The sequence below is a fragment of the Hoeflea sp. genome (genome assembly GCF_984452065.1).
Genome location: NZ_CFHWAF010000063.1, coordinates 1 through 25,630, shown reverse-complemented (window position 1 = coordinate 25,630; position 25,630 = coordinate 1). Strand labels below are relative to the sequence as shown.

Sequence of the window (25,630 nt, the reverse complement as noted above, 5' to 3'; positions counted from 1 at the left end):
CCGGATTTCTGGGCAATCGCCACTATAGCGACCTTCCATTCAGCGCAGTCGGCTATACTGCCGAGATGGCGGAAGAAAAACAGGCACGGACAGTATCGGACGTCGTTGTCGCCGACCCTTCAGTCACCATTACATTCCCGCGCGCGAGCTATCGGGACGTTATGCGGATACGCGGCTTTGACTTCTTTACCTACAACATGACCTTCAACGGCCTGCCGGGCATACTTCCCAAGCAGCGCGTCTTGCCGCAGAATGCCGAGCGCATCGAAGTTCTGAAAGGGCCTGACACTTTTCTTAACGGCGTCCCGACGGGTGCGACGGTTGGCGGCAGCATCAATGTCGTTCCGAAACGGGCGCTTGAAGACCCGATTACGGACGTAACGCTCACCTATGAATCAAACGCCAATTTCGGCACCCATCTGGACTATGGACGGCGTTCCGGCGAAGGCGGCGCGTGGGGGCTCAGAACCAACATCTCCGTCAGCGGGGGAGATTTGACGATTGACGACCAGTCGGAAACCTTGGGCGCTGCGATCGTGGCCCTTGACTACCGCGGCGAGCGATTTCGCCTCAACTTTGATTCCGGCTGGCAAAAACAGCGTATCGACGCGCCTGAATGGGTCTTCAGGCTGGCCCGTGGAGCAACAGTTCCGAGCGCGCCTGATGCCTCATCGAGCATGTCCCAGCCCTGGGCCTGGTTCGAAACGGAGGACAAGTTTGCGCTCCTGGGTGCGGAGCTTGATATCAGCGACAACTGGACAGCCTTTGCCCGGGCGGGCATCAGCACGACCGAAACCAATAACCTCTTTGCAGCTCCGATAAATTTGCAATCGAACGGCGACTTTACCGTATCAGGCCGCACATTTCCCGCCAGCGGCACGCACAAGGTCGCGGAAACGGGGTTGAGGGGTAACGTTCACACGGGCCCCATTCGCCATGATCTCGCTCTCGCCGCTCTGGTCTGGGACCAGGACGCAAAGGTTGGCTTTAATGTTCTGCCCGGAAGAACGCCGTCCAGCATCTATGATCCGGTCGTCGTACCGGAGCCCGACACCAGCGGCGTAGTTCCTCTGGACGACCTTCATCAGACGAGCGACAATCGCTTTTCAAGTCTGGCGCTGACCGACACGATCAGCATCTGGGACGAACGTTTTCAGCTTATGGCTGGCGGACGATTCCAGCGGATCAATACCAAAAACTACTTCGGCACGACGGGTGCGTTACGCAGTTCTTACGATAAAAGTGCATTCACCCCGGCAGTCGGGCTCGTCGTCAAGCCATGGGATGGTCTCTCGTTCTACGGCAACTACATGGAAGGTCTCGAAAGAGGCGATACCGCACCCGCGGGAACGGCTAACGCCGGCGAAGTCTTTGCACCGGCGGTATCACGCCAAATCGAGGCCGGAACTCGATACGACTTTGGCAACTGGATGGTCTCGCTTGCGGCATTCCAGATCACCCGACCAAACGGTATCACCGATGTTAACACCAATGTTTTTTCCGTCGATGGCGAGCAACGCAATCGGGGACTGGAACTCAATGTGGCGGGAGAACCGCTCGACGGGCTGCGCATTCTGGGTGGCGTCGCCTTCATCGACGCGGTTATGACCAAAACCGAAGGCGGCGCACTCGATGGCAAGAAAGCCATCGGCGTCCCGGACTACCGGATCTCTCTTGGAGCGCAAATCGATATTCCCAAGGTGCCGGGTTTAATGGCCTCGGGCCGTATCATTCACACCGCTTCCCAATATGCAAATGCCGCGAACACCCAGGAACTCCCTGGTTGGACCCGCCTGGACCTGGGTCTGGCCTACAGTTTTGAAAGGCCGCAGGGCGATCCGGTGGTCGTGCGGTTAGGCGTCGAGAACGTTCTTGACACCGATTACTGGGCATCGGCCTCGGATGGACAAGTCACCGGAATTTCGCGCGGAGCACCGCGAACATTCCTTTTGTCGACCAAATTCTCGTTCTGACACGCAAACCGCACGCGAGCCGAACCGCACACAAGTCGGATCGGCTCTGTCTTTCCCTCTGTCTTTTGTGATGTGACCTATGAAACGACGCGACTTCAACACCAGACTGCTGCTGTCCGCTTTCGCCGCCGGGCTCGGCTCCGGCACCGCATATGCGACAAACCCCGCCGGCACGCCATCGCCGCGCCCCGCGGTGAAAAGGCCGATATACAATATGCTCATTTACCCCGATATGGTTCTGGAGGACCTTGTCGGTCCGATGACCGTATTCAAACTCACAATGGGGGAAACCCGGCTGGTCGGGAAGAACAGATTGCCGGTGCCGACGGATGTGGGAATACCGCTCACCGCGATTTACGACTTCGCCGATTGCCCCCGGGACGGCCATGTACTCTTCGTCCCCGGCGGCCTGAAGGGCACCGCGGCGGTCATGGAAGATCATGAAACAATATCGTTCCTGCAAGATATGTCGGGCAATGTCGATTACGTCAGTTCGGTTTGCACCGGCTCGCTGATTTTGGGGGCCGCCGGCCTGCTCAGGGGCCGCCATGCGACCAGCCACTGGTATGTGCGCAACCTGCTGCCGATCCTCGGCGCGAAGCCCGTCGACGAGCGGGTGGTTGAGGACGGCCCTGTCATCACCGGTGCCGGCATTACAGCGGGTCTTGATTTCGCCCTTACGCTGGCAGCCCGTATCAAGGGCGAAGACTGGGTCCGCAAAATGATGCTTACCCTGGAATACGACCCGCAGCCTCCCTTCAGCGGAGGAACACCGGCACGGGCGGACAAGAGCCATGTCGAGGCAGTGTTGGCGCGCAGGCAGCCAGGCATCCTTGCCGCTGAACAAGCCGCCAGAAAAGCCGCCGGCCGTTTCTAGAGCATCGTTCAATATGATCGTCCGATGCTAATCCTTGCGGAAGATCACGCTGCCCAGCCAGCCGGTCAGCATGGCGAGCGCCACGGCCAACAGGCCGTAGACGAAGGAGTGGTTCTGCGCCAGTTCGAAGATGAACTGCTCGATGCCCGTCTTGACGACACGCATGCGCAGTTGCCGCTCCATCACGAATTCATTGTTCTTGAACAGGAAGGCGCGCAGCTTGTGTTCGCCGACCGGAATATTCGCCGGCAGGCGAATGGTGGCCCGGAACAGGCTGGAGCTGACGAATTCCACCCCGACCGGCTCGCTCTGATAGAGCCCGTCCTCGACACGCAGGCGCAGAAGCGCCTCCCTGAATTCCGGCACGCGCGTCGCATCCCCGACATTGCCGGCCGGCGAAAGGTGAATGTGCTCGATGCCGATCGTCTGACCGCTCAACTCGATTTCCCTGGCAATGCGGTTGATCGGCAGGGTGCTGGAGATGGAGTATGAGGCCGGAGCCGGCTCGAAATTCATCGAATAGCGGTTGATCCAGATGCCGAAGACCCGGTCTTTCTTGCGCACCACGGTTTCCCGGGCCGGTCCCTCCAGGGCGACGATGATATCGTAGCGCCCGAGCTGCAGCAGCAGATCGTCGGCATTGTCGAGGGCGCCGAAAACCGTCAGGTCGGCGCCGGCGAAATCCGATGTGATGGCGATTTCGTTGGTCGAGATGCCGATTTCCAGCTGCTCGTCCTCGGCACGCGAGGCCTGGCTGCCGGCGAAAGCCAGCAGCGCAAGCGCCCAGAGCGTTATGCGGACGATCCCAGCCATCACAGACCGTCCTTGATGATCGAGACCGAGTAGAGTTCATCAGGCTCGATGATGAGATCGAGCGCCAGGCGCACGCCGACGGCGAGGACCAGAAGCGCCAGAAGCGCGCGCAGCTGTTCGCCGCGCAGTTTCTGACCGACACGCACGCCATATTGTGCGCCGATGACGCCGGCAATCATCAGCAACCCCGCCAGGAACACATCGACCGACTGGTTGGTGGTCGCCTGGACGATGGTGGTAAAGGCGGTCACGAAGATGATCTGAAACAGCGAGGTTCCGATGACGACATTGGTGGGAATGCGCAGCAGGTAGATCATGGCGGGAACCATGATGAAACCGCCGCCGACGCCCATGATGGAGGTGAGCACACCGACCCCGAAACCGAGCACGATCACCGGAATGACGCTCAGATATATCTTCGAGCGCTTGAAGCGCATCTTGAAAGGCAGCCGGTGAACCCAGTTGTGCTGACCGGGCTTGCGCAGGGATACGGGCTGGTTCGCCGCCGCCCGGCGCAGCGAGTTGATGCTTTCGATCAGCATCAGGCTGCCGATGATTCCCAGGAACGTCACGTAAAACAGCGAAATGATGAGATCGAGCTGCCCCAGACTTCGCAAGAGCGTGAAGAGATATATGCCGACCGAGGCGCCCGCGAGGCCGCCGATCAGGAGCATGGTTCCCAGCTTGACGTCGAGCGTGCCGCGGCGGAAATGGGAAAGAGCGCCGGAAAAGGAAGAGGCAACGACCTGGTTGGCGCCGGTCGCGACGGCAACCGCCGGCGGGATATTGTAGAAGATCAGCAGCGGCGTGATCAGGAAGCCGCCGCCGACGCCGAACATGCCCGAGAGGAACCCCACCGCAGCGCCCATTCCGAGAATGATAAAAGCGTTTACGGACAGTTCCGCTATGGGCAGATATATGCTCATGTCAGGCCGAAGTGGCGCATCCCGATTTGTTTGAACGGGTGCGACGCGCACCCCGTCCTGTCATGCGCTTTATGCCCACCCGAGTCAATTGCCGTGGCCGGACCAGAAGCGTCTGTTTTTTATGGCCAGATTGAGCCGGTCCATAGTCTCGCCAGACCCTAAAACGAACGGACCGCCCGGTCCAGTGGACGAGCGGTCCCTCTGTGGTTTTGGTTAAGGCCGGGGCGTCAGTTGTTGCGGGAGATCAGTTCCTTGACCAAGGCATCGTCCACCTCGCCGGTCGGCTCAAGTCCGACCGATTCCTGGAACGCCTTTATGGCGCTGACGGTGCGGTCTCCCATGATCCCGTCGACGCCTCCGGTGTCGAAGCCGTTCTTGGTGAGGATCGCCTGGATGTTCTTGACAGCCTTGGTCATATCAACCGAGGCGGTGCGGGTCTCGGAACCGCGCCATTCCGGCGGGATCACGACGACATTGGCGCTCTCGACCAGCGGCGCGGCTTTCCAGAGCTCGACTTTCGCACGCGCGCTCTCAAGCTGCTCCGGCCGCAGGGCATTGGCGACTTCATCGCGCTTGTTGGCGGCATCCTTGTCGCCGGACTTCGCGGCGATGGCAAACCATTTGTAGGTTTCTTCAAGGTCCTGCGGCACGCCGGTGCCGCGTGCATGGAGGATCGCCAGGTTGAACTGGCTGTCCTTGACGCCAAGATCGGCAGCCTTGGTGAACCATTCCCCGGCCGAGGCATAGTCCGGTTCGCCATTGCGACCGATGGCGCTGAGGACGGCGAGGTTGTGCATCGCACTGGCATTGCCCTGTTCGGCGGCCTTGCCATACCAGGTCGTTGCGACCTCAAGGTCGCGCTCGACACCGGTGCCCTTCTCATAGAAATTCGCAAGACGGTACTGGGCCGGCGCAAAGCCGCGGTCCGCGGACAGCGCGTACCATTTGGCTGCTTCGCCAAGATCGGTTGGAACCCCCCGGCCCTCGGTATAGCGGGCGCCGATCTCGAAAAGCGCCAGCGCATCGCCGGCGGCTGCAGCCTCCCTGAGAGCAAGAGGTCCCGTGGATGCAGGCGGCAGGGCAATCGGCGCCGACCCGGATGCCGGCTCATCGACGACCGTTTCAGTCGCGTCGGCGGCCACGGAAGCCACCTCTTCGGGAGCCGGTGAGGACGGCTGGAAGCTCGATGTCGCCTGGATGCCGTTGTCCGCCGACAGGCTCTGCGGGGCCGACATCAATGCATCGCTGTCCATCGCCGGAACAGGGTCGGGATCGATCACTCTGACGCTTTCCTTGTTGATCACCTCGACCTTGGGAAGATCAGGCGTCACTGCGGCCACCGGCTCGGTGACAGGTTCCTTCACCGGCTCGACCACCGCCGGCTTGTCGACGGCCGAACTGCTGACGTCCTTGCCGTCGCCGGCAATGATTCCGGAAAGCAGCGGGTAGGAAATGACAGCAAGCAGAACCGCGGCGGCCGCCATCAGGATGGGTTTGCGGGCCAAGCTCGCGAGGCGTTTGCCGGATTTGCGCTTCCCGTCGGCAACATCGGCGCCGTCACCGATATCGGCCGCTTCGGTGGCCGCGGCACGGGCCGCCCGGCGCGCGGCGGCGATGAAGTCGGCCTTATCGCTCCTGGCGTTTTCCCATTCGGCCGAATAGGCGCCTTCCTGACCGGCAAGGGTCTGCGCTTCGCGGACCTTGGCCATGATGCGCTTGATATCCGGCGCGCCGGAGCCGGGCTCAAGCGGCATATTGGCGGTCTCCGGATCCATCTGACCTTCCGGTTCCAGTTCCAGAACCCGATCGGCTGCGCCGTCGTCCCCGTTGTGTTCCACGGGAATATCGGCGACCGGATCGATGGACGGCGCAGGTTCGATGTGCTGCAGCTCATGATTGAGCCGGTCCGCCGCCGTGTCCGCGCTGGAGCCGCGCTTCATGCGGTCTTTAAGACCGGAAAGCAGCGACTTGCCGCGACGGTTCTGAGGTCCGCCGGGCAGCAGATCGTCATCGGCTTCGAGCGGCGGTTCGACAAACGGCTCATGGGCATGGAGGTCGTCCGATGCCGGGTCGCGGCCCACTGGCGGGTAGACGGCAGATGCCGTTTGCAGCGGCGGCGCGACAGGAAGCTCCTCGTGGCCGAAGCCGTCATGCATCGCGTCATGCGCGGGCATGGAAGGAGGCGGCGCGTGATGCTGTGCCGTTTCCTCAAGCCGCTCGAGACGCCCGGCGATCTTGAGAAGCGTGTCATGAACGGCGTCAATCGTCCGCGAGCTGCGCTCTTCGCTGCGGCGGCTCAGATCCTCAAGCGAACGCAGGTCGGCGACAAGCGATTCAATGGCCGCCATATCGGCGGCGGGCGCGCCGCTGTGCTGGAAATTGGCAACGGCGGTCTCGGCGGCCTGACGCGCGGTCTCGATGATCAGGTCTTCATCCTTCGCGCGGCTCGCCGACAGATGATCCTCGATGGCGGCGAGCCGCGGCTCAAGCACGGCGGCCGTCTCGCCTTCCGTATCGGGATTGTTCAGAATCTGCGAAAGGCCCGAGACCTGGTCTTCCAGGTTTCGGATCGCATCGTCGCTGACATAGTTCGGCGACTGGCTTTCCTCAAGCCGCGCCGCCAGATCCGCCAGGCGCATCTCGATCGGCGTGAAGTCGACAACCGGCGCGCGCCTGACGTTGTGTTCGACCCGGTTGGCGAGCTCTTCGATACGGCTGTAGAGCATGTCCTGATTGCCGTTGGTGGCCGTCAGGTCCGAATTGATGTTGTCGATGCGCAGCGTCAGGTCGTTGAGCTGGGCGGCAAGCTGTGCGTTGACGCCCTCGACATCGATCGAATCGACCTTGCGCGACAGCTCATCAAGCTGCGCGATGAGGTGCGGGTCGGTGTTGGAAAACTGCTGGACCAGCGTGTGCGTGAGATTGTCCAGCCGTTCGCCCACGGCGGCGATGGCCTCTTCATGGGCCAGTTCCTCGACCCGCCGTGTCAGGGCTTCCATGCGCTCCGACATCTCATTGTGGGCCTGGCTTGTCCTGCCGATCTGCGTCTGGTTGGACTGGCCGATCTCGCCGATGCGCTCGACAAGCGCGTCCATCCGGCTTTCAAGGCGTTCGACGATCTCCTGATCGACGCTGTTGGCCTGGGCAGACTGCGTGGCGACGATGGCGCGGCTGATCTCATCGAGCCTGTCGTCAAGCAAAGCAAACTGACGAGCCACTTCCGGGTCTGCCGCGGCCGGCTGGCGCGCCATGGCGTCAATGGCGTTGACGAGCATCTTGATCTTGTCTTCAAGCGCATGCAGCGGCAGGGCCGAAGGCAACTGGCCGATTGATGATTTGATATCGTCCAGACGGTAGGCCAGGGTGATCAGTTCCTCGCGGACGGCCGCGGTATCGAGATCGGCAATGCGTTCCTCGAACCCGTCCCAGCGATTTTCAAGCCGGCGCATGCTGTCTTCGCGCGCCATCTCGTTGATCATGGCGCGCAGCTCGTCGAGCTCGCGATGCAGGATCTGCGCGTCCTGGCCGGGCCTGGCGCTCTCGAAGGCCGCGATCTGGTCGGCGAGCCGCGCAAGGTCTTCGCGCACTTCGCCGGGCATTGCGGCCGAGCCGGTCATGGATTTGATCTCGTCGACGTCGCGGCGCATGTCGTTGCGCAGGGTCACCAGCGCGTCGGCGATTTCCCGCATGGCGTTTCCGGTTTCACGGGACACGGCGCTCGCCGCGGCTCTTTGTCCGCCGTCGTCATGGTAGCCGGACTGCTCCCGCTGAGGCATGGGCTGACGCACCGGTTGACGCATCCGTTCCGCCTGGCGCTGCCAGACGTCCCGCTCAGTCGGCCGCGGGGGCGCCTCCTGCCTGCGGTTGTGATGCCTGTTGCGGTGGTTCAGCGCCTCTATGCGCGCCTCAAGATCGGCGATTGACTGGTTCAATACGTCGACGGAGGAATTTTGCCGGGCGTCATGCCAGTTTTTCGGAGGTCTCGATCTGCTCATCTTTTTGTCCGCATCGAATAAAGCACGGTTGTTCCCTTCTCCGGCCGCATGCGGGGTCATGATGGTCACCAGGACCGACAGACCCAATGCGAATGGCAATCCGTCATGAACGAAAAACAGGGGAATCGGGATTAACCGCCGCTAAGCGCACCTTCCAGAAACGTGGTAAACAACCCGTTAACCCGTGTCGGATTTTTGCAGTTTATTTACCTTCGTGAAGCGGCGGCCAAACGAAGCACTTTGCGGCCGCCGGCGTCCCGGCCCACCGGAAATGCGGATCATGTGCGCCATGACACAGCTCGATTCATCTGCCAGAAAAGGTCTATCGGATAAAATTTTGACGTTTACGCAAACGTCAATTAATTGTATAGGACGTCAACCACCCTCCGGAACCCTTGGACCAGACGAGAGAGCCCATGCCAAGCTACCAGGCCCCCGTTAAAGACACGCTGTTCATTCTCAACGATGTGCTCGGTTACGAGCGTTACAACAACCTGCCCGGTTTCTCCGATGCCACGCCGGATGTGGTCGAGGCGATCCTGCATGAGGGATCGAAATTTGCGCAGGAGGTTCTGCTGCCGCTCAACCAGGTCGGAGACCAGGAAGGCTGCGTGCGCCACGACGACGGATCGGTGACGACACCGAAGGGTTTCAAGGACGCATTCGACCAGTACCGCGAAGGCGGCTGGATGGGCCTTTCGGCCGATCCGGACTATGGCGGCCAGGGCCTGCCGCTGGTGCTGCATACGGCCATCGGCGAATATCTGTCCTCGGCCAATATGGCGCTGATGATGTATCCCGGACTGACCCAAGGCGCCATCGCCGCGATCACCGAACATGGCAGCGACGAGCAGAAGGCCAAGTGGCTGCCGAAGATGATCGAGGGGTCGTGGACGGGCACGATGAACCTGACGGAGCCGCATTGCGGAACCGATCTCGGCCTGCTGCGCACGAAGGCCGTCCCGCAGGACGACGGCAGCTACAAGATCAGCGGCCAGAAGATCTTCATCTCGGCCGGCGAACACGACATGTCGGACAATATCATCCACCTGGTGCTCGCCCGCATCGAGGGTGCGCCGGAGGGCGTCAAGGGCATCTCGCTCTTCATCGTTCCGAAACTCAAGGTCGATGACGCCGGCAACGTCACCGATCCGAACGGCGTGTCCTGCGGATCGATCGAGGAAAAGATGGGCATTCACGGCAACGCCACCTGCGTGATGAACTACGACGAGGCGACCGGCTATCTCATCGGCAAGGAGCACAAGGGTCTTGCGGCGATGTTCGTGATGATGAACGAAGCCCGTCTCGGCGTCGGCCTTCAGGGGCTCTGCCAGTCCGAGATCGCCACCCAGAACGCCGCCGATTATGCGCGCGAACGCGTTCAGGGCCGCGCGCTGACGGGCGCCAAGGAGCCGGAGAAGAAGGCGGACCCGATCATCGTCCACCCGGATGTGCGGCGCACGCTGATGACCAACAGGGCCTTCAACGAAGCAAGCCGGGCGCTGGTGCTGTGGACGGCGCTGCGTTCCGATCTCAAACACCGGTCCGATACTGAAGACGACCGGCAGGCAGCCGACGACGTGCTCGGCCTGATGACGCCGATCCTGAAGGGCGTGCTGACCGACCGCGGGTTCGACAATGCCGTGGCCGCCCAGCAGATGTTCGGCGGCCATGGCTATATCGAGGAATGGGGCATGAGCCAGTATGTGCGCGATGCGCGCATCGCCATGATCTATGAGGGCGCCAACGGCATCCAGGCGCTTGATCTGGTGGGCCGCAAACTCGGCGCCAACAACGGCCGCGCGGTGATGGCCTATTTCAAGGAGGTCGGCGACTTCTGCGAGGAACACCGCAACGACGAGAAGATGGCCCCGGTCACGCAGGCCTTGAAGAAGGGGCTCAACGACCTGCAGGCCTCGACCATGTGGTTCATGCAGAACGGCATGTCCAATCCGGACAATGCAGGCGCCGGCTCCACCGATTACATGCATCTCTTCGGTCTGGTGGCGCTCGGCTATATGTGGGCGCAGATGGTCAAGGTCGCACAGGAAAAGCTCGCCAACGGCGCCGGGGACGATGCCGCATATCTGGAAGACAAGCTGACCACGGCCCGTTTCTTTTTTGAGCGGATGCTGCCGGAAACCGCACTGCGCCGTCAGCGCATCGAAGCAGGCTCGGAAGCGGTCATGGCACTGAGCGCCGAGGCATTTTAAGCGCCGGGGGCTTGTGACGCCGCAAGTCCGCCCCACATTTTGAGAATAAAGGGTCCGGCGCATGCCGGTCCTTTTCCGGGAGGATATTTCATGAACACCCCGCCCTCACAGGTCCTCGAGGTTCCGACGCCGGACTGGATGAGCGACGACCTGTCGATGCTGCAGGACATGGCGAACCGGTTCATGGATAGCGAGATCGTGCCGCAATACGAGCGCTACGAAAAAGAGGAAGTCGTCGAGCGCGGCGCCTGGGAAAAGGCCGGGGCCGCTGGCCTCTTGTGCGCCTCCATGCCGGAGGAATTTGGCGGAGCCGGCGGAAGCTATGCCCATGAGGCCGTCATCGCGGAAGCGATCAGCCATGCCGGTGTCGACGGTTTCGGCATTGCCCTGCACAATGCCATCGTCGCCCCTTACATTCTTCATCACGGCTCGGAAGAGCAAAAGCGGCGCTGGCTGCCGCGCCTTGCGACGGGCGAACTGATCGGCGCCATCGCGATGACGGAACCGGGCGCCGGCTCGGACCTTCAGGGCATCAAGACAACCGCAAAAAAGGACGGCAACCATTACGTCGTCAACGGATCCAAAACCTTCATAACCAACGGTCAGAATGCCAATCTGATCATTGTAGTGACAAAGACGGATCCGGCCGCCGGCGCCAAGGGCACGTCGCTGATGGTGATCGAGACCGACGCGGTGGAGGGCTTCGAGCGCGGCCGCAACCTGGACAAGATCGGCCTCAAGGCAAACGATACGTCGGAGCTCTTTTTCAACAATGTGCGCATTCCGACATCGAACCTGATCGGCCCCGAGGAGGGCCAGGGTTTCGTCCAGCTCATGAAGGAACTGCCGCAGGAGCGGCTGCTGATCGCCAACCAGGCGATCGCCATGATCGAACGCGCCCTGACGCTGACGATCGATTATGTCCGTGAGCGCAAGGCGTTCGGCAAATCCGTGCTCGATTTCCAGAACACGCGGTTCAAGCTTGCCGAACTGAAATCGGAAGCCACGATGGCGCGGGTCTTCGTCAATCACTGCGTCGAGCAGCACCTTGCCGGAGCGCTCACGCCGACCACCGCATCGATGGCGAAATACCTGCTGACGGATCTGCAGTGCAAGGTCATGGACGAGTGCCTGCAACTGCATGGCGGATACGGCTACATGAACGAATATCCCATCGCCCGCATGTTCCGCGATGCCCGCGTGCAGCGGATCTACGGCGGCACCAACGAAATCATGAAACTGCTCATCGCACGGAGCCTTTGAAGGAGACCACGACCATGGCTGATGCCTTTATCTATGATCATGTGCGCACCCCGCGGGGGCGCGGAAAAAAGGACGGCAGCCTGCACGAGGTTCCTTCCGCGCGCCTCGGCGCCAGGGTTCTCGAAGCAATCCGCGACCGCAACGAACTCGACACCTCAACGGTCGATGACGTCGTCTTCGGCTGCGTCGATCCCGTCATGGAAGCCGGCGGCGATATCGCCCGTGCCTCGATCTTCGAAGCGGGCTATGCGACCGAAGCGCCGGGCATGCAGATCAACCGCTTTTGTGCATCCGGGCTCGATGCGGTGAATATGGGCGCGGCGAAGATCGGACAGGGCGCGGACGATATCGTCATTACCGGCGGCGTCGAATCCATGTCCCGCGTCGGCATCGGCATGTCGGGCGGCGCATGGTTCATGGACCCGTCCGTCAACCTGCCGTCCTACTTCATGCCGCAGGGCGTTTCGGCCGACCTGATCGCCACAAAGTACGGGTTTTCCCGCGACGATGTGGACGCCTATTCGGTCGAGAGCCAGAAGCGCGCCGCCCATGCCTGGGAAAAGGGCTACTTCAAGAACGCCATCGTTCCGGTGAAGGATCAGAACGGCCTGACCATCCTCGATCACGACGAACATATGCGCCCCGGCACGGACATGCAGAGCCTTGCCTCGCTCAATGCCTCCTTCGAGATCATGGGTGAGATGGGCGGTTTCGACGCCGTGGCCGTGCAGGCGCATCCCGATGTCGAGATGGTCAACCACGTCCATCACGCCGGCAACTCCTCGGGCATCGTCGACGGCGCCGCGGCGGTCCTGATGGGCTCGGCCGAGGGCGGCAAGAAGATGGGTCTTAAGCCGCGCGCGAAAATCCGCGCCTTCTCCAATATCGGCTCCGACCCGGCGCTGATGCTGACCGGACCGGTTGATGTGACGCGCAAGCTGCTCAACCGCGCCGGCATGACGCGCGACGACATCGATCTTTTCGAGCTCAACGAGGCGTTTGCATCCGTGGTGCTTCGCTACATGCAGGCCCTCGACATCCCGCACGACAAGATCAACGTCAATGGCGGCGCCATCGCCATGGGCCATCCGCTCGGCGCCACCGGAGCGATGATCCTCGGCACGGTGCTCGACGAACTGGAGCGCCGCGATCTCAACACGGCGCTCGTGACGCTGTGCATCGGCGCGGGCATGGGCACCGCCACCATCATCGAGCGCGTTTAAGGACGGGGACTGACCAGATGAGCTACCAGAATTTCACCATCGGGACCGACGCCGACGGCATTGCGCTGATCACCTGGGACATGACCGGGAAGACCATGAACGTCTTCACCCGGGAGGTCCTGGCCGAACTCGATACCATCGTCGACGAGGTGACCAATGACCAAGCCATCAAGGGCGCGGTCATCACATCGGGCAAATCCACCTTCTCCGGCGGTGCGGACCTGACCATGATGAATGCCGTCTTCGAGCGTATCCAGGAGGAGCGGGAGAAGAACCCGGACGGCGTGGCACAGGCGCTGTTCGATCAGGTCGGCCTGATGACGGGCCTCTTCCGCAAGCTGGAAACCTGCGGCAAGCCGTGGGTGTCGGCCATCAACGGCGTATGCATGGGCGGCGCGTTCGAGATGTCGCTGGCCTGTCACGGCCGCGTTGCCGCCGATGCCAAACACGTCAAGATGGCCCTGCCCGAGGTCAAGGTGGGCATCTTCCCCGGCGCGGGCGGCACGCAGCGTGTGCCGCGTCTGACCAATCAGCAGGATGCGCTGATGATGATGACCACCGGCCAGAATCTCAGCCCGAAACGGGCCAAGGCCCTTGGCCTGATCCATGAGATCGCCGAACCGGATCAGCTTATCGAAACGGCAAAGCAGATGATCCGCGACGGCCTGAAGCCGGTTCAGCCGTGGGACGAAAAGGGCTTCAAACTGCCGGGCGGCAACATCTGGAGCCCGCAGGGCGCGCAGCTCTGGCCGGCGGTTTCGGCCAATCTGCGCAAACAGAGCTACGCCAATTATCCGGCCGCGATTGCCATCATCAAATGCGTCTATGAAGGGTTGCAGGTGCCGTTCGACACCGGATTGCGCATCGAGCAGCGCTATTTCACCGAAATCCTGCAGACACCGGAAGCCTATGCGATGGTACGCTCGCTGTTCGTCTCGCTGCAGGAGCTCAACAAGGGCGCCCGCCGGCCTAACGGCATCGAGAAGACCAACTTCTCCAAAATAGGCGTCATCGGCGCCGGCTTCATGGGCGCGGGCATTGCCTATGTGACCGCCAAGGCCGGCATTCCGGTCGTTCTGATCGACCGTGACCAGGAAGCCGCCGACAAGGGCAAGACCCATTCGCAGGAGCTTGTCGCCGCCGCGATCAAGAAGAAGCGCATGGGCCAGGACGAGGCGGACACGCTTTTGTCCCTGATCACGCCGAGCACGGATTACGCCGAGCTCGACGGCGCCGACCTCGTGATCGAGGCCGTGTTCGAGGATCGCGGGATCAAGAAGACCGTGACCGAGGCGGCGGAAGCCGTTCTGGCGCCGGGTGCGGTCTTTGCCTCGAATACATCGACGCTGCCGATCACCGGCCTGGCGGAGAATTCGAAGCGGCCGGACGATTTTGTCGGCATCCACTTCTTCTCGCCCGTCGACAAGATGATGCTCGTGGAGATCATCCTTGGAGAAAAGACCGGCGACAAGGCGCTGGCGGTCGCGCTCGACTACGTCCAGGCGATCAAGAAGACGCCGATCGTCGTCAACGACACGCGCGGCTTCTACGTCAATCGCTGCGTCATGCGCTACATGACGGAGGCCTACAGCATGCTGGCGGAGGGCATTCCGGCGGCCATGATCGAAAACATCGCGAAGATGGCCGGCATGCCGGTCGGACCGCTGGCGCTCAATGACGAGGTGGCCATCGATCTGTCGCAGAAGGTCAACCGCGCCACCATCGCCGATCTCGGCGAAAACGCCGTCGACCCGCGCCATGTGCAGCTCATCGACACGATGGTCGACACGCACGGACGGCTGGGACGCAAGAACGGCAAGGGCTTCTACGACTATCCGGCCAAGCCGGCGAAGAAGCATCTGTGGCCGGGCCTGAAGGATCTCTATCCGCAGCAGGACCCCGACGATGTCAGTGTGGACGAGGTGAAGAACCGCTTCCTCGTGACCGTGGCGCTTGAGGCGGCACGGACCGTGGAAGAGGGTATCGTGACCGATCCGCGCGAAGCGGATATCGGATCCATTCTCGGCTTCGGCTTCGCGCCTTATACCGGCGGCGCCCTTTCCTACATTGACGGGATCGGCGCCAAGGCTTTCGTGGCCATGTGCGACGATCTTGCCTCGCGCCACGGCGACCATTTCAAGCCGACACCGTTGCTGAAGGACATCGCCACCAAGGGCGACAGTTTCTACAGCCGGTTCGGCCACGGCGCGGGTATCGGAAAAGCCGCCTGACCGAGTTGAAACAGAGTTTGAAAGCGGGCCATCGAGGCCCGCTTTTTTCTGTCCTGCCTCTTTCCCGCGACTGGCGGGGTGCTAGTTGCTATGGCTCCGGTCACAATGACCGGCAAAGGGACAAGCGGGAGTAAATCATATGGCAGTGGTCGACTATTATTTCTACGGTGCGTCGCCGTTCACCTATCTGGGGCACAACGCATTGATGGATGCCGCCTCACGCCAGGGCGCCGAGATCGCGTTCAAACCGGTCAACCTGATGACCATATGGGCCGTCTCGGGCGCGGTTCCGCCGGCGCAAAGGCCGCCGGTGCGCCAGCGCTACCGGCTGATCGAATTGCAGCGCATTGCCGAATTCAGGGGCCTGCCGATCAACCTCAAGCCGAAATTCTGGCCGACGGATACCTCCCTCGCCGACCAGGTGGTGATCGCCCTCGTCGAGGCAGGAGAGAACCCCTCCGACTATATGCAGAATGTCTTTTCCGGCGTCTGGGCCGATGAGCGCGACCTTTCCGACCGCGCCACCGTTGCGAGCATGCTGACAGATTGCGGTTTTGATGCCGAGGCCGTCCTCACGCGTGCCGCATCCGACGATATTGCCGCGATCCGTGACCGCAACTCTGAAGATGCCGTCAAGGCCGACGCCATCGGCGTGCCCGCCTATGTTCTGAATGGAGAAGTGTTCTGGGGTCAGGACCGCATCGACCTCCTCGAACACGCGCTCAAGACCGGCCGCGGGCCCTACAGGCCATAGCGCGCTTCAATTTCCGTCACGGCTGGTTTAAAAAGTCCGGCAGGAACTTCCGGATTGGGGCCGGACGATGCTCTCGCACACGCAGATTTGGTCTGCCATCGACACGCTTGCCGAACAGAACGGCATGTCCGTCTCTGCGCTGGCGCGGCGCGCGGGGCTCGACCCAACGGCGTTCAACCGCTCAAAACGGCTAAGCCCGGACGGGCGGCAACGCTGGCCATCAACCGAATCCGTATCGCGTATTCTGGACGTGACCGGCTGCACGCTGAACGCCTTTGCCGGCCTGGCGGAAAGCAACAGCCCATCCCCTGAAAGACGGACTGTCCCGCTCATCGGCTTCGCCCAAGCGGGAGTCGGCGGCTATTTCGACGATGGCGGCTTCCCGACCGGCCATGGCTGGGACGTGGTCGACATGCCGGCAACCGCCTCGCATCAGGCCTATGCGCTGCAGGTCCAGGGCGAGTCGATGCTGCCGCTCTACCGCGACAGCGATACGCTGATCGTCGACCCGGAGGCGCGGGTGCGCCAGGGCGACCGGGTGGTGGCCCGCACGCGCGGCGGGGAGATCATGGCCAAGATCCTGCGCCGCAACGGGCCGGAGACGGTGGAGCTTGCCTCGCTCAATCCGGAGCACGCCGACCGGCAGTTCGCCGTCAGCGAGATCGACTGGATCGCGCGCATCCTGTGGGCCAGCCAGTAATGCTGCGGTCCCGCTTCAACAGCCTCATCAGCCCGCTTGTTATGCTGGTGACCGTGCTCCTGGCCACCCTGGCTCTCTATCACTTCGCACCCGATCCATCGGCGCGCAAGGAACGCAACGCGTCGGGCCCGCTGTGGTTCGACGATGCTCCGCGCGGGACGGCGTCAACGTCGCAAACCGCGGCACCGCGCTCCATCGCGCCCGAACGGTTCGCGACGCCGTTTGCACAAAACGCCACGGAACTGGAGCGTATCGCGCCACGCGAGCCGCTCACCCTCGCGATCGAAAGGGACACCGGACCGCGCCCGACCCTGTTGCACAAGCCCCTGGTGATCGCCGCCGGCGAGATTGTGTTTCCGGAGGGCGGCCTGCGCCTCAAGGGTATTATCGTCACCGATCCGGACGAAACCTGCACAAGCCCCGGCGGCGCGCTGTGGCCCTGCGGGATCATCGCCCGCACGGCGTTCCGCAACTTCATCAGCGGGCGTTCTCTGTCGTGCAACCTGACGGAAGAGCGATGGAAGGAGATCATCGTCGTTTCCTGTCTTGTCGACAAACAGGACCCCGCGGCCTGGCTCGCGAGCCGTGGCTGGGTGCGCACATTCGTGGGCAGCAAATATGCCGAGATGGAACAGGCCGCTCAAAGGGACGGCGTGGGCATCTTCGGATACGACCCGCGCGGCCCGTCATCCGTGCCGGACAGCAATGTCGAGGTGTCGACGGACGTTGTCAGCCCGCCGACAGATCCCCTGCCAGTGCCTTTGCGATGAGCGCGCGGGTTTCACTCAACCCGTAAAGCGCGACGAAGGAGCCGAAACGCGGCCCCCGCTCCTGACCCAGCAGCACCTGATAGATCATCTGGAAGAAGACGACCGACACGCCCGGCCCACCATCGGGGCCCTTGCGCTTCGGGTCCTGGTAGCGCTCGATGGCACGCGCGACATCGAGGATCGCGTCCTGGATCGCGCCGCCATCGGCATCTTGTGGAAGGCCGGCCAGCTTCGCATCTATCCCGGCAAGCGCCTCACGCTCGACCTCGTCGGGCGCCCTGAACACCTTCGCCGGCTTGACGAAATCGTTGAAATAACGGATCGCGTAGCCGACAAGCTCGTCGAGCTTGGGGTGCGAGCGCGCCGTCACGCCCGGCGCATAGCGCGAGATGAAACCCCACAGCACATCGCTGTTTTCCGCGTTCGACGCGCTCACCAGATTGAGCAGCATGGCAAACGGCACCGGATTGTCGATCCGCGGCGGATTGCCGTCATGCATGTGCCACACCGGGTTGCCCAGCCGGTTTTTCCAGTCCTGCTTCGTATAGGCCGCAAGGAATGTGAAATACTCGTCCACGGCCTTCGGGATGACGTCGAAATAGAGCTTCTTGGCCGTTTTCGGTTTCTGGTACATGTACAGGCCGAGACTTTCCTCGGACGCATAGGTCAGCCATTCGTCGATGGTCAGGCCGTTGCCCTTCGACTTCGAGATCTTCTGGCCGTTCTCGTCGAGGAAGAGCTCGTAGTTGAAGCCCTCCGGAGCCGGCTTGCCGAGCGCCCGGCAGATTTTCGAGGACAGGTTGACGCTGTCGATAAGGTCCTTGCCGGCCATCTCGTAATCGACGCCGAGCGCGAACCAGCGCAGCGCCCAGTCGGCCTTCCACTGGCACTTGACGCGCCCGCCGGTGACCGGCGTCTCCACATGTTCTCCGGTCTCGGGATCGGCATAGGTCACTGTTCCGGCGTCGACATTGCGCGAGACCATGGGGACCTGCAGGACCTTGCCGGTGCGCTGGCACACGGGCAGGAAGGGGGCATAGGTTCCGCGCCGCTCCTCGCCCAATGTCGGCAGGATGATCCTCATCACCTCGTCATAGACCTCCAGCATGCGCAGCAGCGCCGCGTCGAAACGGCCGCCGGTGTAATAGTCCGTCGAAGAGACGAACTCGTAGTCGAAGCCAAACCGGTCCAGGAAGGCGCGCAGGCGGGCATTGTTGGCCGCGCCGAAGGAGGGATATTCGTTGGAAAACGGATCAGGCACCTTGGTCAGCGGCATGCCGAGATATTTCTGAAGCATCTCCTGATTGGGCAGGTTGGTCGGCACCTTGCGGAAACCGTCCATGTCGTCGGAAAAACATAAAATCTTGGTTTTGACCATATCGCGGGTCAGGACGCGGAAGGCGTGGCGGACCATCGAGGTGCGGGCGACCTCTCCGAACGTGCCGATATGCGGCAGGCCGGACGGCCCGTATCCGGTCTCGAACAGGACCGTGTCCGGATAGCCCGACCGCTCGTAGCGTTTGACGATCTTGCGCGCCTCCTCGAACGGCCAGGCTTTTGCCTCCGCCGCCGCCGCAATCATATCTTCGTCAAGATCGATCTGGGTTGGGGCCGTGGTGTTCATCGTCTCACTTTCAGGGTCCTTGGACCGGCTTGTCAAAAGGGATGGCTGTCCCGCGCGAGCGCTGTTTTCGATTGCCAGGGATAGCCGGAGTCTCCTGCGCAGCGGGCTCGGTTTGCTGCAGCGCAGCGGAACCTATGCCGACAGCGTGTGAACGTCAATGAGGCGTTTGCCCGACCTGCCCCGCGTTCACGGACGCGACAAGCGGTTTTTACTTCAAAACAGACGGCCCGCCCTCTATACAGCGACTTGCGCAATGCCGCGCCGCTTCATAATTTAGGCGCGGGCAAATCAGTTGCACGCGGACCAAGAAGGACCTTGCATGTCATCCCCGATTACCATCCAGGACGCACTCATCTATGTCATGATGACCATGTCTGCCGTCGACCGCATGATGACCGACGCCGAGCTCGCACAGATCGGCAATATCACGCGCACGCTGCCGATCTTCCAGGACTTCAACGAGGAACGTCTGGTCCGGGTATCGAAGGATTGCGGCGCGATCCTGAGCGAGCCGGACGGCCTCGACACGGTGCTTCTGATCATCCACGACGCCCTGCCCGCCAACCTCTACGATACGGCCTATTCGCTGGCCGTCGAGGTCGCGGCCGCCGATCTTCACGTCGAACAGGAGGAACTGCGGCTCCTGCAGATCCTGCGCGACCGGCTGGCGCTCGACAAATTGACCTGCGCGGCCATCGAGCGCGGCGCGATGGCGCGCTACCGCACGCACTAGCGGCTGCCCGTAGCCGGTGGCCGTGTCTTGGCGGCCAATCGCGCTATATGAGATGCGGATTGCGGGAGTTTGCTCATGGAACTGTTCGGGCTTTCGGAACCCACGGTGCGCCTCATCGCCTTTGGCGCCATCTTCCTGTCGATGGCCGTCTTCGAACTCGCCAGCCCCCGGCTCGAGCGGGACGAGTTCATGGGCGCGGTCAAGGCACGGCGCTGGTTCACGAACCTTTCAATCCTCATCCTCTCGTCGCTGGCGCTGCGGGTGATCTTTCCGCTCGCCGCCGTCGGCACGGCGCTGTGGGTCAACGAACAGGGTTACGGCCTCTTCAACCTCCTCGGCACACCGCCAATCATCGCCGGCATCATCGCCTTCGTGCTGCTCGATTTTGCCGTCTGGCTCGAACATGTGGTCAGTCACAAATGGCATATCCTGTGGCGCATCCACCGCATGCACCATTCCGACCCCGGTTTCGACGTGACGACGGCGCTGCGGTTTCATCCGCTGGAGATCGTGCTTTCCATGCTGTGGAAGGCGCTGATCATCCTCGCCCTCGGTCCGCCCGCCATCGCCGTGCTGCTGTTCGAAATCGTCTTGAACGGCACCGCGATGTTCAACCATTCGAACATCAAACTGCCGAAGACCGTCGACCGTTATCTGCGGCTGGTCCTCGTCACGCCGGATATGCACCGGGTGCATCATTCCAGCGATCCGCGCGAGACCGACACCAATTACGGCTTCAATTTCCCCTTCTGGGACCGCATCTTCAGGACCTATTTCGCCCAGCCGCGCCTCGGCCATAAGGACATGGATATCGGGCTGAGGGACTATCGCGGCGACGCGCCGACCCGGCTCGGCTGGTCGCTGATCCTGCCGTTCCGCAAATAGAGCGGTCAATAAAGTCCGTTGGGGAAATAGCGCAGATAGATCTCGCGCATGCGGCCGTCCTTGCTGATCGCCAGCAGCGCATGGTCGAAAGCATCGGCAAGGTCGGCGCTGTTGCGGCCGACGGCGATTGACAGGCCTTCGCCCAGGAAGGTGGGCGCGAAATACGGTCCGTCGAAATAGGAACAGCACGCATTGGCCGAATTGCTGATCAGCCAGAAGGAAAGCTGAACGCCGTCGCCGAACACGGCATCGATCTCTCCGGTCTTCAGACCGTCGAACATCCATTCGTCGCGCTCATAGGTCACCGGGCGGATTTGCGGGAAATAGGCCCTGAGCATGGCGTCATGGGCCGACCCGGCCATCACCCCGACGCGGCGGCCGTTGAGTGCCGAAGCGTCCTCGCCGTCAATTTCAACCCGGTCCGAGCGGACAAAACGCGCCGGAAACTTCAGGAAGGGCCGGGTGAAGAGATAATCGTCACGGCTGACCGAATTGATCCCGACGCCGGCGATGATCGCATCGCCCTGCCCGCTGGCGATCGCGGTCGACAATTCGCTCCACGGCAACACCTGGATCTGGCACTTCTGGGCGATATCCAGTTCGTCGCAGATCTCGCGCGCCAGATCGACGTGGAAGCCGGAGACCCGGTCCTGCTGGTCGATGAAATTGAAGGGCGGGAAATCGTGCGTCGTCAGAAAACGGATCCGGTTGCGGGCCGACAGGTCCGGCACCTCGACCCGCTCGCGCGGGTCCCAGTAGTTCGGCGAGGCGGTCGCACTGATTTGTGACCAAGAGCTTGTCGCAAGGATGGTTATGGCCAGCGCCAAAATAATTCTAGCGACATCGAAGATCATTACCCAAGCCTTCACACGTTGGACATGCCAAATCACAATGTGATCTCTGGTGTCTATGGCTGCTTAAGGGCGAAAATTCAATGCAGCTTGGTTCCAGAGCCGAAACTTAGAACATTGATCCCTGGTCTGGTGTTGAAAGTTGAATCAGTCCATTGATTAGCCACGTGTCCGGCCAACGCGAATGAGTTCCCATGGCAAACATCAATCCTCTCCGAGGCAACAGTTCGCCAAATTGTTGCTCCATTTTTCTTAAAGCTTCAGGTTCACCATATCGTCTTGTCCAATTGAAGAACGTTGCCTCGGTTTCCCAATCCTGACAGGTTCCTTCCCTTTCCCCATCATCCGTAAAATATCGATAAACAAACTCAAAAGGACAAGCCTGCGTAGGAATAGCAGGCTTGGGGACAAAGAAGTCTCGCTGAGCGTGGTATGCGTCAATTCTCTTTTGTTGCTCAGCGAGCTTTTTTGCGGATTTTTTCTTAATAAGGAAATCTCTGATGTCTGGCTTGAGCAGAGCCAGACTTCTGCCCTCTTGCCTCTCCCTGTCGAGGCTTGATACGATTTTCCTCGCTAGGAAGTCTTGCTTCTCTGTGTCTGGCAGCCGACCAATAATCTCTAGAGTTTGGCTGTCGACACGCCGGCTCTCAATCCTGTCATCATCATCAGGTTTGCGCCATACAAACCTTATTCTATCCCATCTCCTGAATTTCTTGCCATCATCCAGAACCCTAAATGACACCGGATATAGCCGCAGCCAGTTTCCGTATAAATCGATGCCTGCACAACAAACCGTCTCACCATGTCGCTGCCCAATCACCGGAGCAGCCTTAATGAGTATAATGGCCTCGGTCTGATTTGATTTAGTTTGCAAATGCTCCTGCAAGTCCAGGCTGAACCCCTATATGGCGGATCAATAAATTAGTTTTCTCCAATATCTCATTTGCAACTATAGAGCGATGACAATTGGTATGGCAACGCTCAAAACAAAGAAGACATGCACCGCCATTTATAACAAACGGTATCGCTTCTTGTATCGCAGCCTGAGCAGCGGGCGACTTCAGATGACGGTGGAAGATCTTTCTAAATGTATCTATATCACCGGCTTTTGCCGCATCTCGACCCGGCTTTGGATCACCTAAATATTTGAAATGCACATAAGAAATACCAGCGCTTTCAAGTTCAGCCTTCAGTTTGTTTTTCGAGAACCCCTTTTTTCGCGAGAGTGGTAACTCCCTAACGTCGATAAGCGTTCTTACTTCTGCTTTCTTTAGTGTGGCGACAAAATCCGCAATGTTTGAACCTTCGTAGCCTATTGTCAAAAGCTCGCTCATACTGCACTCCATCGCAATTATAGGTAATCTCACAGTGCCTAGTTGGACTTGATGAACCTGACAATACAACTTCTTCGTTGCGCGAGGCTTAATTTGTTGGAGCGGGTAGCGGGAATCGAACCCGCGCGTCAAGCTTGGGAAGCTTGCAGGCTACCATTACATCATACCCGCCGCACCGTTTGCATCGCACTCGTCCCCAAGATCGGAGCAACCGTCTTTTCTGTCAAGCGCTGCTTGACTCGGCGCTGGCCGATTGCCATGTGCAGGTGGATTGTGATCACCGGTCCCGACCCCATGCTGCGACTGAAAAGCCTCATCGAAAACCGCACGTTCGAATGGTTCATCACGGCCATTATCATCATCAACGCCATCACGCTTGGCCTTGAGACGGTCCCGTTCGCGATGGAGCATTTCGGCACGCTGCTTTACACGATGGACCGCGCGATCCTCGGGATCTTCGTGATTGAACTCGCCGCCAAGATGGCGGTCTACCGCCTGTCGTTCTTCAAGGACCCCTGGCGCATCTTCGACTTCATCATCGTCGGCATCGCCCTGCTGCCGACGACCGGCAGTCTTTCGGTCCTGCGCGCGCTGCGTATCCTCAGGGTCCTGCGCCTTGTCTCGATGGTGCCGTCGCTGCGGCGCGTCGTCGGCGGGCTGATCGCGGCCCTGCCCGGCATGGGCTCGATCGTGCTCCTGCTCGGGCTGGTTTTCTATGTCTTCTCGGTCATGGCGACCAAGCTTTACGGCGCCAGCTTCCCGGAATGGTTCGGCTCGATCCCGGCCTCGGCCTATTCGCTGTTCCAGATCATGACGCTGGAAAGCTGGTCCATGGGCATCGTCCGGCCGGTCATGGACGTCTATCCGATGGCCTGGGCATTCTTCGTCCCGTTCATCGTGACAACATCCTTCACCGTGCTGAACCTCTTCATCGGCATCATCGTCTCGGCCATGCAGGCCGAACACGAGGCGGAGGCGTCGGCCGACCGCGAATTGCTGCAGAACGAACAGGAAATGATCCTCAACGAAATCCGCGCCCTGCGCGCGGACGTCGCCGCGATGAAGGCCGAAAAGACGCCGTAGCGGCCGGCGCCGTTTTTTCTGCCTTCATCGCACTATATTACCGTTGCCATGCTGCAGAAGCTCAGGACATTCAGGCAGAAAATCAGTCCGGGCGCGGCGGCTTCGGCCCTCGCGCACGCTGCCCTTGTGGCTGTGCTGATTTTTGGCCTGCCAGAATTGCCGGTGAATCCAGAAGAGCCGGAAATCGTACAGGTTCAACTGGTTATCCCGGAGGAAGAGCTGTTGGAGGCGCTACAACAGATGTCGGCGCAAGCGACCCCGCCACCACCGGACCCGGAAGAAACCGCCCCCGTTGACCAAACGGATACGCAATCCATCCGGACACTTCTTCCCGTCTATCAGTTCGGAGAGGAGGACGCGGGCCCGGACGAATCTGAAGATGGCGATGCAGCGGCCGAGCCGCCTACACCCGTGGAAACGAGCGAAACAGTGCGTTCGGTGCTCGACAGTGGGAGTACGGTCGCGACGACCGCGAAGAACGACATCCCGCGCGGTGTGCGTGCCGGAGACCTGTGCGCGACGGAGCTGCGTCGCCAGCTCCTTGCCTCCTTCCCGCCTTACCGGCCCAACCTTCTGCCCAGCTACCGATTGGACGAGGGAACGTTGATACAGGTGCAGAAAGGAGCGTTTCGGTCCGGTGCCCAGTGGTACGACCTGAAATTCCGGTGCGAAATCGACGAGGACGCAACAAAAGTCGTTTCCTTTGACTTTGAAGTCGGAGCAGCCATTCCGCGGTCCGCATGGGCCGGCCGCGGCCTGCCGACATTATAGGAGCGATCTTGCCGCCCTGTCACAATTGCGAGACGGGGACAGGTTACACAGGCCTTCATGCGCCTCTGCCTCTTTTTCCTCATCACGTTTGCGGCCGGCCGCAGCCTGGCCACCGAACTGGACCTGCCTTCGGACAAGATCCGATCCGGCGAGACCGTCTATCTGGAAAAATGTGCCGATTGCCATGGCAAGGATGCCACCGGCGCCTCCGGGCCGGATGTACAAGGCATTTTATTGTCCGATGTCGTGGTGGCTGCACAAGGCATCGAAAGCATGCCGGAAATCGAGCTTGAGGCCGGTGAAGCGGACGCGATTGCCGTCTTCTTGATGTCGCTGGCACCCGACCAGGCAAAGAGACGACTGAAGCTGAAATAGTAACGCCCTTCCAGCAGGATTTCACGGTGTGACTATGCGGCCGGCCGGGGAGGATGCGGTTTTCCCTGTTGCCCGGTGCAACATGGTTCGCCTGTCGATCAGCCCGGTTTCGGCTCCAATGCTTCCTGCATGCTTACCGCCGGGTAGGCCGCAAACGCATTCAGTGCGGCAAGAGCCATCAACGGCAGAAGTACGCTTTGCAGTTGAGCGAGCAATCCGAGAATTGCCGCAAAGAT

At 61.0% G+C, this 25,630-nt stretch carries 21 protein-coding genes and 1 tRNA gene; 14 read left to right on the top strand and 8 right to left on the bottom strand.

Features of this window, described 5'->3' with window-relative positions; translation table 11 throughout:
• Together AC5E6N_RS13495 and AC5E6N_RS13490 are read left to right on the top strand one after the other, a co-directional pair.
• The coding region (locus AC5E6N_RS13495) for a TonB-dependent receptor (RefSeq protein ID WP_491748294.1) at positions 1-1,973 on the top strand (1,973 nt) is incomplete at its 5' end.
• 79 nt (positions 1,974-2,052) lie between these two features.
• Positions 2,053-2,850 carry a DJ-1/PfpI family protein gene (locus AC5E6N_RS13490; RefSeq protein WP_491748293.1) on the top strand — a complete coding sequence of 266 codons (798 nt, stop codon included), beginning with the start codon at positions 2,053-2,055 and terminating at the stop codon, positions 2,848-2,850.
• A 27-nt stretch (positions 2,851-2,877) separates the two neighbouring features.
• Here the strand turns inward: AC5E6N_RS13490 and AC5E6N_RS13485 are convergent, their stop codons facing one another.
• The 3 genes from AC5E6N_RS13485 to AC5E6N_RS13475 form a co-directional block, all read right to left on the bottom strand.
• The gene (locus tag AC5E6N_RS13485) at positions 2,878-3,663 is read right to left on the bottom strand and encodes a TIGR02186 family protein (protein ID WP_491748292.1); all 786 of its coding nucleotides are present in this window, start codon (positions 3,661-3,663) and stop codon (positions 2,878-2,880) included.
• On the bottom strand, positions 3,663-4,589 hold the full coding sequence (locus AC5E6N_RS13480) for a sulfite exporter TauE/SafE family protein (RefSeq protein ID WP_491689163.1): 927 nt from the start codon (positions 4,587-4,589) through the stop codon (positions 3,663-3,665). Before AC5E6N_RS13480 ends, AC5E6N_RS13485 begins: the two co-directional genes overlap by 1 nt.
• A gap of 227 nt (positions 4,590-4,816) precedes the next feature.
• Positions 4,817-8,584, bottom strand: coding sequence for a peptidoglycan-binding protein (locus tag AC5E6N_RS13475; protein ID WP_491748291.1), 3,768 nt, complete (start codon positions 8,582-8,584; stop codon positions 4,817-4,819).
• Positions 8,585-9,000: 416 nt separating this feature from the next.
• Here AC5E6N_RS13475 and AC5E6N_RS13470 point away from each other — a divergent pair, with 416 nt between their 5' ends.
• The 7 genes from AC5E6N_RS13470 to AC5E6N_RS13440 all read left to right on the top strand — a co-directional run bounded on the left by AC5E6N_RS13470 (position 9,001) and on the right by AC5E6N_RS13440 (position 17,738).
• The gene (locus AC5E6N_RS13470; protein ID WP_491748290.1) at positions 9,001-10,797 is read left to right on the top strand and encodes an acyl-CoA dehydrogenase C-terminal domain-containing protein; all 1,797 of its coding nucleotides are present in this window, start codon (positions 9,001-9,003) and stop codon (positions 10,795-10,797) included.
• A 90-nt stretch (positions 10,798-10,887) separates the two neighbouring features.
• Positions 10,888-12,060, top strand: coding sequence for an acyl-CoA dehydrogenase family protein (locus tag AC5E6N_RS13465; protein WP_491748289.1), 1,173 nt, complete (start codon positions 10,888-10,890; stop codon positions 12,058-12,060).
• A gap of 14 nt (positions 12,061-12,074) precedes the next feature.
• Positions 12,075-13,283, top strand: coding sequence for an acetyl-CoA C-acetyltransferase (locus tag AC5E6N_RS13460; RefSeq protein WP_491748288.1), 1,209 nt, complete (start codon positions 12,075-12,077; stop codon positions 13,281-13,283).
• Positions 13,284-13,300: 17 nt separating this feature from the next.
• Positions 13,301-15,514 (top strand): FAD-dependent oxidoreductase, encoded by a 2,214-nt coding sequence (locus tag AC5E6N_RS13455; protein WP_491748287.1) that lies wholly within the window; start codon positions 13,301-13,303, stop codon positions 15,512-15,514.
• A gap of 139 nt (positions 15,515-15,653) precedes the next feature.
• The gene (locus tag AC5E6N_RS13450) at positions 15,654-16,268 is read left to right on the top strand and encodes a 2-hydroxychromene-2-carboxylate isomerase (RefSeq protein ID WP_491748286.1); all 615 of its coding nucleotides are present in this window, start codon (positions 15,654-15,656) and stop codon (positions 16,266-16,268) included.
• Between the two features lie 67 nt (positions 16,269-16,335).
• On the top strand, positions 16,336-16,968 hold the full coding sequence (locus tag AC5E6N_RS13445) for a S24 family peptidase (protein ID WP_491748285.1): 633 nt from the start codon (positions 16,336-16,338) through the stop codon (positions 16,966-16,968).
• Positions 16,968-17,738 (top strand): hypothetical protein, encoded by a 771-nt coding sequence (locus tag AC5E6N_RS13440; protein ID WP_491748284.1) that lies wholly within the window; start codon positions 16,968-16,970, stop codon positions 17,736-17,738. Before AC5E6N_RS13445 ends, AC5E6N_RS13440 begins: the two co-directional genes overlap by 1 nt.
• Here AC5E6N_RS13440 and AC5E6N_RS13435 read toward each other — a convergent pair.
• The gene (locus AC5E6N_RS13435; protein WP_491748283.1) at positions 17,698-19,362 is read right to left on the bottom strand and encodes a lysine--tRNA ligase; all 1,665 of its coding nucleotides are present in this window, start codon (positions 19,360-19,362) and stop codon (positions 17,698-17,700) included. The genes AC5E6N_RS13440 and AC5E6N_RS13435 overlap by 41 nt on opposite strands.
• Positions 19,363-19,681: 319 nt before the next feature.
• Between AC5E6N_RS13435 and AC5E6N_RS13430 the strand changes: the two genes are divergently transcribed.
• Together AC5E6N_RS13430 and AC5E6N_RS13425 are read left to right on the top strand one after the other, a co-directional pair.
• Positions 19,682-20,095: a tellurite resistance TerB family protein gene (locus tag AC5E6N_RS13430; RefSeq protein ID WP_491689173.1), complete on the top strand. Its 414-nt coding sequence runs from the start codon at positions 19,682-19,684 to the stop codon at positions 20,093-20,095.
• A 75-nt stretch (positions 20,096-20,170) separates the two neighbouring features.
• Positions 20,171-20,980, top strand: coding sequence for a sterol desaturase family protein (locus AC5E6N_RS13425; protein ID WP_491748282.1), 810 nt, complete (start codon positions 20,171-20,173; stop codon positions 20,978-20,980).
• Between the two features lie 5 nt (positions 20,981-20,985).
• Here AC5E6N_RS13425 and AC5E6N_RS13420 read toward each other — a convergent pair whose 3' ends face one another.
• From AC5E6N_RS13420 to AC5E6N_RS13405, 4 genes are all read right to left on the bottom strand, one after another.
• Positions 20,986-21,834, bottom strand: a complete 849-nt coding sequence (locus tag AC5E6N_RS13420; protein ID WP_491748281.1) for a transporter substrate-binding domain-containing protein — start codon at positions 21,832-21,834, stop codon at positions 20,986-20,988.
• Positions 21,835-21,940: 106 nt separating this feature from the next.
• A complete protein-coding gene (locus tag AC5E6N_RS13415) occupies positions 21,941-22,717 on the bottom strand; it encodes a DUF8758 domain-containing protein (protein ID WP_491748280.1) in 777 nt (258 codons plus the stop codon).
• On the bottom strand, positions 22,695-23,165 hold the full coding sequence (locus tag AC5E6N_RS13410; protein ID WP_491748279.1) for a DUF488 domain-containing protein: 471 nt from the start codon (positions 23,163-23,165) through the stop codon (positions 22,695-22,697). The genes AC5E6N_RS13415 and AC5E6N_RS13410 overlap by 23 nt, the downstream gene beginning before the upstream one ends.
• A gap of 97 nt (positions 23,166-23,262) precedes the next feature.
• Positions 23,263-23,336: transfer RNA gene (locus tag AC5E6N_RS13405), tRNA-Gly, on the bottom strand.
• A 123-nt stretch (positions 23,337-23,459) separates the two neighbouring features.
• Here AC5E6N_RS13405 and AC5E6N_RS13400 point away from each other — a divergent pair.
• The 3 genes from AC5E6N_RS13400 to AC5E6N_RS13390 are packed head-to-tail and all read left to right on the top strand — an operon-like array spanning position 23,460 to position 25,394.
• A complete protein-coding gene (locus tag AC5E6N_RS13400; RefSeq protein ID WP_491748278.1) occupies positions 23,460-24,248 on the top strand; it encodes an ion transporter in 789 nt (262 codons plus the stop codon).
• Between the two features lie 48 nt (positions 24,249-24,296).
• A complete protein-coding gene (locus AC5E6N_RS13395; protein ID WP_491748277.1) occupies positions 24,297-25,019 on the top strand; it encodes a DUF930 domain-containing protein in 723 nt (240 codons plus the stop codon).
• Between the two features lie 57 nt (positions 25,020-25,076).
• A complete protein-coding gene (locus tag AC5E6N_RS13390; protein WP_491748276.1) occupies positions 25,077-25,394 on the top strand; it encodes a c-type cytochrome in 318 nt (105 codons plus the stop codon).
• Positions 25,395-25,630: the final 236 nt, after the last annotated feature.

What these genes read in the sequence shown, in the direction of transcription:
- AC5E6N_RS13490 (WP_491748293.1), top strand. Translation starts at nt 2,053, where the DNA reads ATGAAACGACGCGACTTCAACACCAGACTGCTGCTGTCCGCTTTCGCC.
- AC5E6N_RS13485 (WP_491748292.1), bottom strand. Translation starts at nt 3,663, where the DNA reads ATGGCTGGGATCGTCCGCATAACGCTCTGGGCGCTTGCGCTGCTGGCT.
- AC5E6N_RS13480 (WP_491689163.1), bottom strand. Translation starts at nt 4,589, where the DNA reads ATGAGCATATATCTGCCCATAGCGGAACTGTCCGTAAACGCTTTTATC.
- AC5E6N_RS13475 (WP_491748291.1), bottom strand. Translation starts at nt 8,584, where the DNA reads ATGAGCAGATCGAGACCTCCGAAAAACTGGCATGACGCCCGGCAAAAT.
- AC5E6N_RS13470 (WP_491748290.1), top strand. Translation starts at nt 9,001, where the DNA reads ATGCCAAGCTACCAGGCCCCCGTTAAAGACACGCTGTTCATTCTCAAC.
- AC5E6N_RS13465 (WP_491748289.1), top strand. Translation starts at nt 10,888, where the DNA reads ATGAACACCCCGCCCTCACAGGTCCTCGAGGTTCCGACGCCGGACTGG.
- AC5E6N_RS13460 (WP_491748288.1), top strand. Translation starts at nt 12,075, where the DNA reads ATGGCTGATGCCTTTATCTATGATCATGTGCGCACCCCGCGGGGGCGC.
- AC5E6N_RS13455 (WP_491748287.1), top strand. Translation starts at nt 13,301, where the DNA reads ATGAGCTACCAGAATTTCACCATCGGGACCGACGCCGACGGCATTGCG.
- AC5E6N_RS13450 (WP_491748286.1), top strand. Translation starts at nt 15,654, where the DNA reads ATGGCAGTGGTCGACTATTATTTCTACGGTGCGTCGCCGTTCACCTAT.
- AC5E6N_RS13445 (WP_491748285.1), top strand. Translation starts at nt 16,336, where the DNA reads ATGCTCTCGCACACGCAGATTTGGTCTGCCATCGACACGCTTGCCGAA.
- AC5E6N_RS13440 (WP_491748284.1), top strand. Translation starts at nt 16,968, where the DNA reads ATGCTGCGGTCCCGCTTCAACAGCCTCATCAGCCCGCTTGTTATGCTG.
- AC5E6N_RS13435 (WP_491748283.1), bottom strand. Translation starts at nt 19,362, where the DNA reads ATGAACACCACGGCCCCAACCCAGATCGATCTTGACGAAGATATGATT.
- AC5E6N_RS13430 (WP_491689173.1), top strand. Translation starts at nt 19,682, where the DNA reads ATGTCATCCCCGATTACCATCCAGGACGCACTCATCTATGTCATGATG.
- AC5E6N_RS13425 (WP_491748282.1), top strand. Translation starts at nt 20,171, where the DNA reads ATGGAACTGTTCGGGCTTTCGGAACCCACGGTGCGCCTCATCGCCTTT.
- AC5E6N_RS13420 (WP_491748281.1), bottom strand. Translation starts at nt 21,834, where the DNA reads ATGATCTTCGATGTCGCTAGAATTATTTTGGCGCTGGCCATAACCATC.
- AC5E6N_RS13410 (WP_491748279.1), bottom strand. Translation starts at nt 23,165, where the DNA reads ATGAGCGAGCTTTTGACAATAGGCTACGAAGGTTCAAACATTGCGGAT.
- AC5E6N_RS13400 (WP_491748278.1), top strand. Translation starts at nt 23,460, where the DNA reads ATGCTGCGACTGAAAAGCCTCATCGAAAACCGCACGTTCGAATGGTTC.
- AC5E6N_RS13395 (WP_491748277.1), top strand. Translation starts at nt 24,297, where the DNA reads ATGCTGCAGAAGCTCAGGACATTCAGGCAGAAAATCAGTCCGGGCGCG.
- AC5E6N_RS13390 (WP_491748276.1), top strand. Translation starts at nt 25,077, where the DNA reads ATGCGCCTCTGCCTCTTTTTCCTCATCACGTTTGCGGCCGGCCGCAGC.